The sequence below is a fragment of the Paenibacillus sp. S28 genome (genome assembly GCF_016624415.1).
GTDB lineage: Bacteria > Bacillota > Bacilli > Paenibacillales > Paenibacillaceae > Paenibacillus_AQ > Paenibacillus_AQ favisporus.
Map to the genome: position 1 here is coordinate 85,399 of NZ_JACVTM010000005.1, position 13,082 is coordinate 98,480.

9 protein-coding genes are annotated in these 13,082 nt (G+C 56.3%); all 9 read left to right on the plus strand.

What is annotated here, in order from left to right; translation table 11 throughout:
- Window positions 1–224: 224 nt before the first annotated feature.
- The 9 genes from IAE55_RS14035 (at window position 225) to IAE55_RS14075 (ending at window position 13,024) form a co-directional block, all read left to right on the plus strand.
- Window positions 225–1,910 (plus strand): response regulator, encoded by a 1,686-nt coding sequence (locus IAE55_RS14035; protein WP_234489572.1) that lies wholly within the window; start codon window positions 225–227, stop codon window positions 1,908–1,910.
- Window positions 1,907–3,703: a sensor histidine kinase gene (locus IAE55_RS14040; RefSeq protein ID WP_200633048.1), complete on the plus strand. Its 1,797-nt coding sequence runs from the start codon at window positions 1,907–1,909 to the stop codon at window positions 3,701–3,703. The genes IAE55_RS14035 and IAE55_RS14040 overlap by 4 nt, the downstream gene beginning before the upstream one ends.
- A gap of 95 nt (window positions 3,704–3,798) precedes the next feature.
- Entirely contained in the window at window positions 3,799–5,214 is a 1,416-nt protein-coding gene (locus IAE55_RS14045; RefSeq protein WP_200633049.1) for an ABC transporter substrate-binding protein, read from the plus strand.
- A gap of 16 nt (window positions 5,215–5,230) precedes the next feature.
- Complete coding sequence (locus IAE55_RS14050; RefSeq protein ID WP_442793334.1) at window positions 5,231–6,178, plus strand: carbohydrate ABC transporter permease; 948 nt, start codon at window positions 5,231–5,233, stop codon at window positions 6,176–6,178.
- Complete coding sequence (locus tag IAE55_RS14055) at window positions 6,175–7,005, plus strand: carbohydrate ABC transporter permease (protein ID WP_145161680.1); 831 nt, start codon at window positions 6,175–6,177, stop codon at window positions 7,003–7,005. Before IAE55_RS14050 ends, IAE55_RS14055 begins: the two co-directional genes overlap by 4 nt.
- A gap of 37 nt (window positions 7,006–7,042) precedes the next feature.
- Entirely contained in the window at window positions 7,043–8,875 is a 1,833-nt protein-coding gene (locus IAE55_RS14060) for a glycoside hydrolase family 127 protein (protein ID WP_200633050.1), read from the plus strand.
- 356 nt (window positions 8,876–9,231) lie between these two features.
- Entirely contained in the window at window positions 9,232–9,855 is a 624-nt protein-coding gene (locus tag IAE55_RS14065; protein ID WP_200633052.1) for a flavin reductase family protein, read from the plus strand.
- 438 nt (window positions 9,856–10,293) lie between these two features.
- On the plus strand, window positions 10,294–11,652 hold the full coding sequence (locus tag IAE55_RS14070) for an FAD-dependent oxidoreductase (protein WP_234489547.1): 1,359 nt from the start codon (window positions 10,294–10,296) through the stop codon (window positions 11,650–11,652).
- A gap of 58 nt (window positions 11,653–11,710) precedes the next feature.
- Window positions 11,711–13,024, plus strand: a complete 1,314-nt coding sequence (locus IAE55_RS14075; RefSeq protein WP_234489548.1) for a citrate transporter — start codon at window positions 11,711–11,713, stop codon at window positions 13,022–13,024.
- Window positions 13,025–13,082 lie beyond the last annotated feature (58 nt).

Consider the following 13,082-nt stretch of genomic DNA (forward strand, 5'->3'; position numbering starts at 1 on the left):
ACAGGATCCCTCCTGCCGGGTTGTTTTTTTTAGAGATCAGAAAGTATAAGATTCGGAGCCTCCGCTTCCGGATCTCGCAAGAAAAACTTCCTTTAAACGCGGTCTGTCTTCTTTGAAGGTACGTCGATAGACGTTTTTTTTATATACCTACCTCATCTCCCATCTGGTACGATGTTGTTGAATTTAATGCTATGAATATTCTGGGGGTGAACCGCTTGAAATTCATGATTGTAGATGATGAGCCGCGGCACCGCCGGGGCATGGCCGGGATGCTGCTGGCGAGCCGGCCCGGCTGCGAAGTGTTTACGGCCGGGGACGGAGCCAAGGCGCTTGAATTGGCCGGCATCGACCGGCCCGAGGTCATATTTACGGATATCCGGATGCCGCAAATGGACGGGCTTACGTTCCTGCGGCGGGCGAACGAAGCCTTGCCTTACAAGCCGCGGATCGTGATGCTGTCCGCGTACAACCTTTTCGAATATGCCCAGGAGGCATTGCGGCAGGGGGCTTTTGATTATTTGTTAAAGCCGGTTGATGTCGACAAGCTGGAGGAAGTGCTGGAGCGGCTGGAACACATCTACCGTGAAGAGTGTGAGGCACGGGCTCGAGCCATAACACTGGAGCAGCAAATGACGGCAGCTTCATTGGCCCATCAAGGGCGTTTAATGCAGCAGTGGCTGTCCGGCAGCCTGAGCTTGGAGGAGGAACAGAGCTGGCTTTCGGCTGGAATCGTGGATGGTCCTGGTGTGGTCATCGTTTCAGAGTTGGAGCCAGCCAGCGGGGATGGGAGCGTCTCTGCCATGGAACATTCGGATCGCGGGATGTCATCAGGGTTCTACGCCCCATCGCCTGGCACTTACACCGAACCCCGCTCCACCTCTCTGACGGCCGATAGGCTGCACCGAGCGCTGGAGCGCGCCTGCTCTGCCTTCGGTACGGCCTTGACGATCGCCTGGGATGCGGCGGATTGGACGCGGCCGAGGTGGGTCACGATCCTCCAAACGGGTACAAGCTTTGGTGAAAAGCGGGAAGACATCCGCAGGGGGCTTATGAGCCTACAGGCAGAACTCACCGCTGTAGGGTATTCCGGCAGATGGGTGCATGCGATCGGAGAAGAATGCGTTGATCTAGCCGAGGGGGGCCCTCAGTCTTACCGGACGGCTCTGGCTGCGCTCCCGTATCTGTTCTACGACCAGCATGGGGCGATCTTGTCTCATGGCGAGCTTCTGCCGGTACATCCGGTTTTAATGTGCTCTGCCGCAGAACTGTTGGATCTCCTGAATGCCGGCGATACGAAAGGTGCAAAGGAATTGTGCCGTGCAGCCGTGACCGTCATGTCGGCTGACGGCATGGCCGAACCGCAGTCCGTCAAGGACCAGACCTGCCTGCTCCTGCTGAAGTTGGCGGACAGCAAATCAGGGTGGGGGATGAACCCGCTGACGGAAGAAGCTGTGCGGCAGATCCGCACCTGCCGGCGGTTTGTGGAGCTGCTGGAGATTTTGGATTCGGTGCTCGAGCAAATGGGCGTCACGCTGAAGGAGCAGAAAAAAAGCAAACGCGAGCTCGTGATCGACAGCTGCCTGGAGCTGATGCGCGAGCGGTACATGGAGGATTTATCGCTGGAATCGGTGGCGGAGTCATTCCGCTTCAACCCGTCTTATTTCAGCACCTTGTTCAAAGAGGCCACAGGCTGTTCTTTCTCGGATGTTCTCATTGAGATCCGGATGCGCAAAGCCGAAGAGCTGCTGCGGGACGGCAGCGGATTAAAGGTGTACGAGATCGCCGAAAGGTGCGGCTTCCGCGATACGAAATACTTTTCCCGGAGCTTTAAAAAGCATGTCGGCGTTACGCCGGAGGCGTACCGTCATTGGGCCGGGCAGCAAAAATCAGGGGAGGGAAGGTCCAGATGAAATTCCGCTCCAGGCTTCTGGCCAGCTATGTCGTCCTCATTGCGCTGCCCCTGCTGCTCCTGAGCTTCATCTACTACCGGAACAGCTTGAGCTCGATGCGGGATCAGGCGCAAAACAACGTGCTCGAAATCGTCAAGAAGAGCAATGAAGTGATGGATACGAAGCTGAGGAAGGTAGACCAGGGCAGCTTGGCCTTGTTCGTCGACCGGGACCTTTTTCGGATCTTCAACCAGCTGGATCCTTCCGTTCCGTCGGAGCTGCTGAATGCGGACAGGCAGGTGTCCGCCATTCTGAGCAAGTATTTTACGCAAAATGAGGATGTCTACACGTACCAGCTGTGGACCTCCTACTACAGTTTCGGCTCACAGCGCAATCTTCCGCAGGGGGATCCGACTCGCACGGCGCTGTATCAGGAGGCGGAGAGGGCACATGGCAAAATGGTCTGGTACCCGACCTACGATTTTGTCCAAATGTTCGATCAACCCTGGCTGCAAAACAGCGATATCGAATACCGATATATGTTTTCTGCCACCCGCCTGATGGAATTTTCCTATGTCGATAATTCCACGATTGCCAGACTGCGGCCGAACGTGGAGCGGCCGGTACTGACGATTGGCTTTAAAGCGGACTTTTTCAACTCCCAATTCGAGCAGAGCATTCCGACAGGATCAAGCTATTTGGTGATTGATCCGGATAACAAGGTCGTGGCGAGCTCGAACGCCTCCCAGGTAACCCGAGTGTTCAATGAACAATGGGTGAACGCCATTCGAAAGGCTGGAAGCGGAACGCAGCGATTGGTCCTGGACGGCCAAAAGACGATCCTGTGCTTCGACCGGTCTGCCGTAACTGGGTGGCTGTCGGTGGTCATGATTCCGGAATCCACGCTCGTCCGCGGCTTTATTCCGACCATCCGCACGTCGACGATCCTGCTGGCCGCGCTCCTGGCATTGATTGCATACTTGTTTGCTTATTTTATCGTCCGCAAAATGACAGGCCCGATCCGGCAGCTCTTCACCGCCATGCGCTCGGTCGGCGAAGGGGACTTTCAGACCCGGGTAGAAGTCAAAACCCATGACGAATTCGGGGTGCTGCTGCAGCGGTTCAACCGGATGAATTCGCGCATCGAAACGCTGGTGAAGGAGAACTACGAAATCCGAATCAAGGAGAAAGAGGCGGAAATCATGGCGCTCAATATGCAGATGAACCCGCATTTTCTCTACAATACGCTCAACATCATGAACTGGATGGCCATCGAATCGGGACAGAGGGAGCTGAACCGGATGCTCGTCCGCCTGTCCAATATGCTGCATTACACCTCGCGCAAGGACTGGGGAGCCGTAACGGTTGCCGAAGAGCTCGAGTGGATGAAGGACTATTTTTACATTATGGAGGCCCGCTTTGAATCGAAGTTCACGGTTCATTTTGGCATCGCTCCCGAGCTGCTGGACACCCCGGTACCGAGGCTGCTGTTCCAGCCGTTCGTCGAAAATGCCATTCTCCACGGCTTCGAGCAAATGGAGGAAGGGGGACGCATCGAAGTTACCGGAGAGATCAAGGGCGGGACTCGTGTGCTGGTTGTTTCGGATAACGGGCGCGGCATGAGCCGGGAAACGATTCAGCGGATTTTGTATGCAGAGTCCGCCTCGATCGGAATCAAAAACACGATTTCCCGCATTCGTCTTGCGTATGGGGACGAGTACGGCATCGATATCGAATCCGCTGTAGGCCAGGGAACACGCGTGATCATCACACTGCCCCACTTTTCTAATCAAAGTCCACCATTCCAAAAATAATCCGGTTTTGAAAGCGCTGCCTAAAATCTATAATCAAAGGCAACATAGGCTGCAGCTATGAAATCATTCGTAAAGCAGGAGAGGGGTTAAAGTTCATGATGAAAAAACACCGAAAGCCGCTGACGGCAGCGATTGCATTTCTGCTCACGGCAGGATTGCTGCTGAGCGCCTGCACCCGATCGGAGGAAAGCGGCGGGCCTGCAGCCGGAAGCGCGGACAAGGGGGGAACCCAGGCGGCGACCGGCGAGCAGATCAAGCTCCGGCTCACCTTATGGGGAGCGCCTAATGAAATTGCCGTAAACAAAAAGGTCATCGCCCGGTTCGAAGCAGAGCATCCCAACGTGAAGGTCGAATTGCAGCAGATTCCTACCGATTACGACACCAAGCTGACGACCATGGTTGCCGGCAACGATGAACCGGACGTAGCGATGATGGAATCGGCGACGATCGCCTTTCCGCTTGCGGAACAGGGGAAATTCCTGAATCTTCAGGAATTCCTGGACAAGGACCCCGAAATTAAGGCCGATTCTCTGGTTCCGAATATCACCTATTCCTCAGAGCCCGGCAATATCATCGGTATAGCCCCCGGCCCGGAATCGTTTACGCTTTTTTATAACGAAGATGCCTTCAAGGAGGCTGGGTTGACGCCGCCGCCTTCCAAGGTATCGGAAGCGTGGACCTGGGAACAGTTCGTGGATACCGCCAAGAAGCTGACCTTGGACAACAAAGGACGGAATGCGGACGATCCGAATTTTGATCCGAAAAACATTAAGCAATACGGAGTGAACCCCGGCAACTGGTGGGGAGCGTACAGCAGCTTTATTTTTTCAAACGGCGGCGACTTTGTCTCCCCGGACGGCAAGACGTTTGCTTTGAACCAGCCGGAAGCCGTCGAGGCGCTGCAGAATATCGCCGATCTGATCAATAAGTACCACGTTGCTCCGTCGCCGCTGCAGGCCAAGAACATTCCGGCAACAAATGTGGCTCTGCAGACGAGAAAAGTGGCGATGGTGATTGACGGACAATGGAATACCAGCACGCTTGCGGAATCGAAGGTTCACTTTAACGTCGGGGTGCTTCCTGTCATGAAAAAGCCGGCGACCACGGTAGTTTGCGCGATGTTTTCCATCTTTAAATCGACCAAGCATCCCCAAGAGTCCTGGGAGCTGCTCAAGGCGCTTATTGATCCAGATGCGTCAATCGAGATGCTGACTTACGGCACCTGGATGCCTTCGCTGAAGGACTGGTATACGGATGATGCCCTGCTGTCGAAATGGGCGGTGAATCAGCCTTCCCGGCCATCAGGCTACAAAGATGCGGTTATTGACGTCGTGCTCAATCATAGCCATGCTACGCCTACCGGTTACGTTAAGAACTTCAACAAGATCATGGATATCGTCAATCCTGCCATGGATAACGTATGGCTGGGCAAGACAACGGCCAAGGAGGCCATGGACAGCATCGCGGCTAAGGCTCAGGCACAGGTGCAGGGACGGCGAGACGTAAAATAGGGGGCTTAAAGTACACATGCAGACAAACATTCCGATGAACGCTCCGGTTCCTGTGCGCCGCAAGGCGGGCGTACGGGAACGCAAAGCTCTGTTCTACGGGCTGCTGTTTACGGCTCCGGCGGTACTCGGGTTTATTCTGTTTACCGCCGGTCCCATGATCGCGAGCTTTGTGCTGAGCTTGACCGATTACAACGTATTCAAGGAGTCGGTGTCTTTTATCGGCTTCGGCAATTATGCCCGGCTCTTCTCCGGCCAGGACGAGAGCTTCTACCGCTCGCTTGGCGTCACGTTTTATTTCGTCGTGCTGCGGGTGCCGGCCTGCATCATCATTTCCTTCATTATCGCCCTGCTGCTGAACATGAACATTAAGACACGCGCCTTGTTCCGGACGATCATTTATCTGCCGAGCATCGTGCCGGCGGTAGCCTCGGCGATGATTTGGATGTGGCTGCTCAACCCGGACCTGGGGCTGATCAACATGATGCTGAAATGGCTTCATCTGCCGACGAGCGACTGGATTTTTTCCGAAAAGAGCGTTATCCCCTCCATCGTGCTGACGACGCTGTGGGGCATCGGAGGGACCGTCATCATTTTTCTGGCGGGCTTGTCCGGCATTCCCAAGCAGTACTACGAGGCGGTTGATGTGGACGGAGGCGGGTGGTACCACAAGCTGCGTCATATTACGGTACCGATGGTGACGCCGACGATCTTTTTCAACGCGGTGATGACCATCATCAGCTCCTTCCAGGTGTTTAACGAGGCATATATTCTGACCCAGGGTGGACCGAACGACAAGAGTTTGTTCTTCGTATTCTACCTGTGGCGGACCGCGTTCCGGGATACGGAAATGGGTTATGCCTCGGCGCTGGCCTGGGTGCTGTTCGTGATCATTCTGGCGTTTACGTTCCTCGTGTTCCGATCGTCGAAATCCTGGGTTCATTACGAAGGAGGCGGGCCGTCATGAGGGAATCCAGACTGAAGCTGGGCGCGGGCTATGTGGCGCTTGGAGTGATCTCGCTGTTGTTTATCATCCCGTTTATTTGGCTGGTCCGAAGCTCGCTGATGGATTTATCGCAAATCTTCGTGATGCCGCCGGAATGGATTCCGCATCCCTTCCACTGGGACAATTATAAAAGGGCGCTTACGTCCCTCCCGTTTGGCACGTACTTCGTCAATACGCTGGTCATTGTGGCGAGCGTGCTGATCGGAACGGTACTGACGAGCACGATCTCGGCGTTCGGGTTTTCACGGATCCGCTGGAAAGGGCGGGATGCCGTGTTCGCCGTCCTGCTGTCGAGCATGATGCTGCCAGGAGCGGTGACGCTCATCCCGAGCTTTCTCGGCTGGAAGGAGCTCGGATTCTACGATACGTATTATCCGCTCATCGTGCCGTCCTTTTTTGGAGGCGGGATCTTCAACATCTTTTTGCTGCGGCAGTTCTATATGTCGATTCCGAAGGACTTTGACGAAGCGGCCGTCGTCGACGGGGCGGGTTACTTTCAAATCTATTGGCGCATCATTCTGCCGCTCAGCCGCTCCGCGGTGATCGTCGTTGCCTTGTTCACCTTCCTGGGCACCTGGAACGACTTTATGGGACCGCTCATTTACTTGAAGAGCGACAGCCGCTTCACGCTGGCGCTTGGCCTTCAGATGTTCCAGGGCAGCTACTCGGCCCAGTGGGATTTGCTCATGGCAGCCTCTGCGGTGGTCATCCTCCCGTGCGTGGTCATTTTTTTGCTGGGACAGCGTTATTTTCTGGAAGGAATTACCCTGACGGGGTTGAAAGGATAAGCATCGCAAGATATTGCATGAAGGGAGAGGGTGCAGGATGACAACGACTCATTCGCAGCAGGGCTGGCAGGGCGTGCCTTTTACTCAAGTGAAGATCCAAGATGAACTGTGGAAGCAGAGGCTGGAGGTATGCAAGCAGGTGACGCTCCGGACCTGCCTGGACAAATGCGAATCGACCGGGCGGATCAGCAATTTCGCCAAAGCGGCCGGCCTTATGGAAGGGGAATTCGAGGGTATCTATTTTAACGACTCCGATGTGTACAAGGTGCTTGAAGGCGCGGCATATCTGCTGATGGCGGACCGGGACCCCGAGCTGGAGGCGGAGATCGACCGGATCATCGGCTTGATTGCAGCGGCGCAGGAGCCGGACGGATACCTGACGACGTATTACACGCTTGAAGCCCCGGACCAGAAGTGGACGGATATGGAAAAGCACGAAATGTATAACGGCGGGCACCTGATCGAAGCGGCGGTTGCGTACCACGCGGCTACAGGCAAGCGCACGCTGCTGGACGTGGCCTGCAAGCTGGCTGACCATTACGACAGCCTGTTCGGGCCGGGCAAGCGGCACTGGGTGGAAGGCCATGAGGAGATCGAGCTGGCGCTGATCAAGCTGTATCACGCGACCGGTGAGGAGCGTTATTGGAAGCTCTCCCTGTGGCTGCTCGAGGAGCGGGGGCACGGGCATGGACATGGTGCGATATGGGACCGCGAGGAGTGGGGACCGGCGTACTGCCAGGACGATGTGCCTGTCCGCGACATCGAGAAGGTGACCGGGCACGCCGTCCGTGCGATGTATTTGTACACCGCCATGGCGGACGTGGTGCTGGCCTCCGGAGACCGGACCTACGAAGACGCCCTGCGCAAAGTGTGGGCGCACACGGTCGAGCGGAACATGTACATTACCGGAGGCATCGGGCCGTCCCGGCATAATGAAGGGTTCACGCACGACTATGACCTCCCGAACGAGAGCGCTTACTGCGAAACCTGCGCCTCGATCGCGATGGTGTTCTGGAACCACCGGATGAGCCTGCTGTTTGGCGAGGCGAAGTACGCCGACGTCGTGGAACGCGCCATGTACAACGGGGCTTTGGCGGGGATCTCGCTGTCCGGCGACCGCTTTTTCTACGTCAATCCGCTGGCGTCACAGGGCGATCATCACCGGACCGAATGGTTCGACACGTCCTGCTGCCCGACGAATTTGGTGAGGTTTCTGCCTTCGATCGGCGGATACAATTACGCCGTGAACGAGGAAGGCCCCGTCATGCTGCAGTTCGTCGCCGGTACGGCCGACCTGGAACTGAAGGACGGCAGCCGGGTTTTGATGAAGACCGTAACCCGCTATCCTTGGGACGGGCATGTTCATGTCGAGGTGGAGCCGGCCCGGGAGGCCGAATTCGCGGTGCGGCTGCGCCTGCCGGGATGGTGCCGCGGGGCGAAGCTGTCCATTAACGGGGAGAACGTGGCTCCTGCGGATTGGACCATAGACCGGGGATTCCTTGTGCTCAGCCGCCGCTGGAAGCCGGGCGACACGATGGACTACGTGATGGAGATGCCGGTTCAGCAGGTGCACGCTCGGCCGGAGGTCGAGGCCGACCGGGGACGTGTCGCGGTTCAGCGCGGGCCGCTGGTGTACTGCCTGGAGCAGGCGGATAACCCGGAACTCGTTTATGACGAGTTTGCGGTCCGGCCGGGCATTTCCTTTGGCCTGGAGCAGCGGGACGAGCTGGGCGGCATGGTGGCCCTCACCGGGATTGACGGGCAGCGGCAGTACCGCTTTGTCCCGTACCATTTGTGGGACAACCGGGAGCCGGGATTCATGCAGGTCTGGCTGAAGGAAGAGGAAGACGGGCGGCTGTATTCGGTATAGGGTAAAGCGTGTGTATAAGGGCAGTCAGGTGAGCGCAGGTTCACTGTGGCGGCGCGTGTCAAAGGTTCGCCACCATATGCCGGGAGCCAGATAGGATCCGCTTTGCTGTAGCTTTATATGATAGATTGAGGCACCGGGAGAGATCCCGGTGCTTTTTGGCTTGCGGCTTCAGATAGAACCTGAGCACCTGCGCCTGTTTGTGCGGTTTTGTTATCTTGCGCTTATACTTGGGAAGCCTTCCAAGCCCTCGCCGGCGGCAGTATACTTAAGCCGAGATATTTCTTGAGGTGGCTGCAGCCCAGCAGGATATCCCTTGGTCAACGATTTTTTACAATTGGATAGGGGGAAGTAAGAGGATGCTTACAACGATTGAACCTAATATTCTCTACTTTGGTACGCCTGTAGTTCTGATCAGCACTTTGAATGAGGACGGTTCGGCCAATTTAGCCCCGATGTCTTCGGCCTGGTGGCTGAATCAGTCCTGCATGCTCGGCATGAGCGGCAAATCGAAGACGGTCCAAAACATCAAGCGTGAGCGCGAATGCGTGCTGAATCTGCCGTCGGCCGATCTGGTCAGTCAGGTGGATCGTCTGGCGCTGACGACAGGGGCGAGCCCCGTCCCTGATTACAAGGCGGAGATGGGTTACCGGTACGAGCCCGATAAATTCGGTCTTTCCGGGTTTACACAAATCCCTTCGGACCTGGTAAAAGCGCCGCGGGCCGGGGAGTGCCCGGTTCAATTGGAGGCGGAGCTGGTGCAGATCCACTCCTTCGAAGAGCCAAGCTCCATCGCGGCGATGGAGATGAAGATCAAGCGGATCCACATCGACGAGGAGCTGCTGATGGGGGAGAAAAACTACATCAACCCCGAGCGGTGGAACCCGCTGATCATGAGCTTTTGCGAGTTTTTCGGCCTCGGCCGCAAGCTGCACCCGTCAAGACTGGCGGAGCCGTTTATGGCGAGAAACTATGAGAAGTAATCTATAATACAAACAGCATTAGCAGGTCTGTTGAAGGATGCACCGGATGGAAATCCGGTGTTTTTTTGTTTCGAGTGCGCCTTGAAGGGCGGCAATTTGTGGGCAGGCGAGACTGACTTCCCCAAGCTACCTACTTTCTTCCCCACTACTATCCACTACCACTGTGTCTGTAATCTTCCCTATTACTCTATCCCCTATCACTTTCCTCTGACCACTTTCCCGTCCCAACAATGTCCGTAAACTCCTCCACCCAATCCCACTCCAAACTCATTGTTATATGCCGTGTAACCGCACAATAGAACTGTCGGAAAATAATTTACTAAAAATCCGGATATATAGAAAAATATTTTCCTAAAAGCGTTTACATAAACTGAAGGTTTTGATAGTCTATGAATCAAGAAGCAATCATACATCATTTACCGGAGGAGTGAGGACGAATTGGAGAACAAGCTGAAGTATGATGTGGTGGTTATGGGCGGCGGTATTTCCGGCTCGATGGCTGCGGTGGCGGCCGCAAGCTCGGGGGCCAAGACGCTGATCGTGGAGTCCCACGGGTTTCTCGGTGGTACGCTGACGGCGAACGGCGTCGGACCGATGATGACCTTCCATGCGGGGGATAAGCTGGCGATCCGGGGCTTTACCGACCAGCTGATCGAGCGGCTGAAGCGGCAGGGGAAGTCGCCGGGGCATATTTTTGACACGGTCGGCTTTACGTATTCGGTAACCCCGTTCGACGCCGAGGCGATGAAGCATGAACTGGAGTTGATGGTGACCGAAAGCGGTGGGGAGATTTTGTACCACACGATGCTCGCCGGCGTGAAGGCGGAGGACGGACGCATCGTCAGCATTAAGGTGTGCAACAAGTCGGGCCTGACCGACATCGAGGCATCCGTGTTTATCGACGGAACCGGGGACGGGGACCTTTCCGTAGGCGCCGGAGCGGAGTTCACGAAGGGCCGGGAATCCGACGGGGCAATGCAGCCAATGACGCTGAAAATGAAAATGTACAACGTGAACATCCCCAAAGTGAAGGAGTACATCCACGCGCATCCGGAGGACTTTCCGCTTTACAACGGCGACACCTCCATCATCGAGAAGGCGCCGCGCCTGTCGGTCGGCGGTTTTGACAGCTTGTTCCGGAAGGCGAAGGAGCGCGGCGAAATTTCGATCCAGCGCGAGAACGTGCTGTTCTTCGAAACGAACAATCCGGGCGAGGTCATTCTGAATACGACCCGGATTCTGGGCCACGATCCGACCGATGCGTTCAGCCTCAGCCTGGCTGAGATGGAAGGACGGAAGCAGTGCCGCGAGCTGGAGCTGTTTGTCCGCAAATACATTCCGGGCTTCGAGAACGCAGTCGTGGAGTCCACCGGTCCGAACATCGGGGTACGCAGCTCCCGCCAGATCAAAGGGGTGTACACGCTGACCGCCGAGGATCTGCTGGAACAGAAGCTTTTTGACGATACCATTGCCCATTCCGGTTATCCGATCGATATTCACAGCCCGGACGGGGAAGGGACGAAGCATCAGAAGCTGGAGTGGGGCGGCATGTACAGCATTCCGTACTCCTGCATGATCACGAATTCCGTGAAAAACCTCATCGTCATCGGCCGCTGCATCTCGGCGACGTTTGAAGCCCAGGCGGCCATGCGAACGACCCCGACGACGGGAGCGATCGGCCATGCGGGAGGCGTGGCTGCGGCGTACGCGGCCAAACATGGCGTTAACGTGCAGGATGTGGACATCAAAGCGGTGCAGGCTCAGCTCAAGGCCCAAGGAGCCCATTTGGAAATATAGGCCATGAATCATTAAGCATATGAAGTAAACATGTGAATGAACCACGTGAAGGAATCTCATGACGAGAGGGGTAACCAAAGTGACTGGTGTAATGTGGGTGCAAGCGATCGGTATTTTGATTGTGTTTTTGGTGTTCGTCGGGCTGATGATGACGCGCAAAATCCCGGCAATTCTGGCGCTTCCGCTGATGGCGATCCTGTTTGCGATCATCGCCGGGGTACCATGGAACTCGAATAATCCCGATACGACAAGCATTGCCAAAACGATCCTGGCGTCCGGCTCGATGCGGCTGTCCGGGGCGATTGCCGGCCTCGTGTTCGGCGCCTGGTTCGGACAAATCCTGAACAAGGTCGGTATTACCAAATCGATTATCCGCAAAGCCGCTGAGCTGGCCGGGGATAAGCCGATGCTGATCGCGATTTTGTTTTTCGTGACCGCGTCCATTATTTTCTCCGCCGCAGGCGGGCTGGGCATGGTGATCCTGGTCGGTACGATCGTCATTCCGATCATGCTGACCGCCGGCATTTCGCAGTTCGTTGCGTCGATCGTTGTGCTGTCCGCGGTCGGGGTGGGCGCACTTTTCAACGTATCCAACTGGGCCGTGTATGTTGATGTGCTCGGGCTCTCGGTCGACCAAATCGCCGACTACACGATGGTGGCCGCGCTGCCGCTGATCGTGCTTTCCCTGGCCATGATCGTGTTCTATATCCGCAAGGACGGCAAGGGCCGCAGAGCGTGGGCGATGCCCGCAGCTACCGGCGGTGACGGCAAGAAAGTGCCGACCTATGCGCTGATCAGCCCGCTGGTGCCGGTTATTCTGGTGTTCGCTTTTAAAATCGATATCGTTCCGGCCGTCATCATCGGCGCACTCGTCACGATCCTGCTGGCCTGGCCGAAGCGCCCGATCCACGTGCTCTCCAGCGCGCTGATCGAAGGCATTCAGGACGTCGCCGGCGCCATGGCGCTGATGATCGGCATCGGCATCCTGCTCAATTCGGTTATGGCACCGCAGGTTTCGGCGCTGATTTCCCCGCTCATTGAGGCGGTGCTTCCGGGGAATCCGATCATGTACATTCTCTTCTTCACTATCCTGTCGCCGCTGGCGATTTACCGCGGTCCGCTCAACGTGTGGGGTCTTGGCAGCGGCATCGCCGCCCTGTTCGTGACGGCAGGCATGACGCCGGTCGCCGCCATGTTGGCGCTGCGCGTGGTCAGCAACGTTCAGGCCGTATCCGACCCGACGAACTCGCATAACGTATGGGTTTCGGATTTTACGAAGACCGATATCAACGAAATCTTGAAGAAGACGCTGCCTTGGATGATGGTCGCCGTCCTGATCTCGATGATCATCGGCGCATTCATGGTGTTTTGATAAAGACAGCTTTTACGGATGATTCCGGACGGGGAACGGACTGCGCGGCTTGATGCGG

Bases quoted from the DNA above. Each gene is read 5' to 3' on its own strand.
- IAE55_RS14055 (WP_145161680.1), top strand. From the start codon at position 6,175: ATGAGGGAATCCAGACTGAAGCTGGGCGCGGGCTATGTGGCGCTTGGA.
- IAE55_RS14075 (WP_234489548.1), top strand. From the start codon at position 11,711: ATGACGAGAGGGGTAACCAAAGTGACTGGTGTAATGTGGGTGCAAGCG.
- IAE55_RS14040 (WP_200633048.1), top strand. From the start codon at position 1,907: ATGAAATTCCGCTCCAGGCTTCTGGCCAGCTATGTCGTCCTCATTGCG.
- IAE55_RS14065 (WP_200633052.1), top strand. From the start codon at position 9,232: ATGCTTACAACGATTGAACCTAATATTCTCTACTTTGGTACGCCTGTA.
- IAE55_RS14060 (WP_200633050.1), top strand. From the start codon at position 7,043: ATGACAACGACTCATTCGCAGCAGGGCTGGCAGGGCGTGCCTTTTACT.
- IAE55_RS14050 (WP_442793334.1), top strand. From the start codon at position 5,231: ATGCAGACAAACATTCCGATGAACGCTCCGGTTCCTGTGCGCCGCAAG.
- IAE55_RS14035 (WP_234489572.1), top strand. From the start codon at position 225: ATGATTGTAGATGATGAGCCGCGGCACCGCCGGGGCATGGCCGGGATG.
- IAE55_RS14045 (WP_200633049.1), top strand. From the start codon at position 3,799: ATGATGAAAAAACACCGAAAGCCGCTGACGGCAGCGATTGCATTTCTG.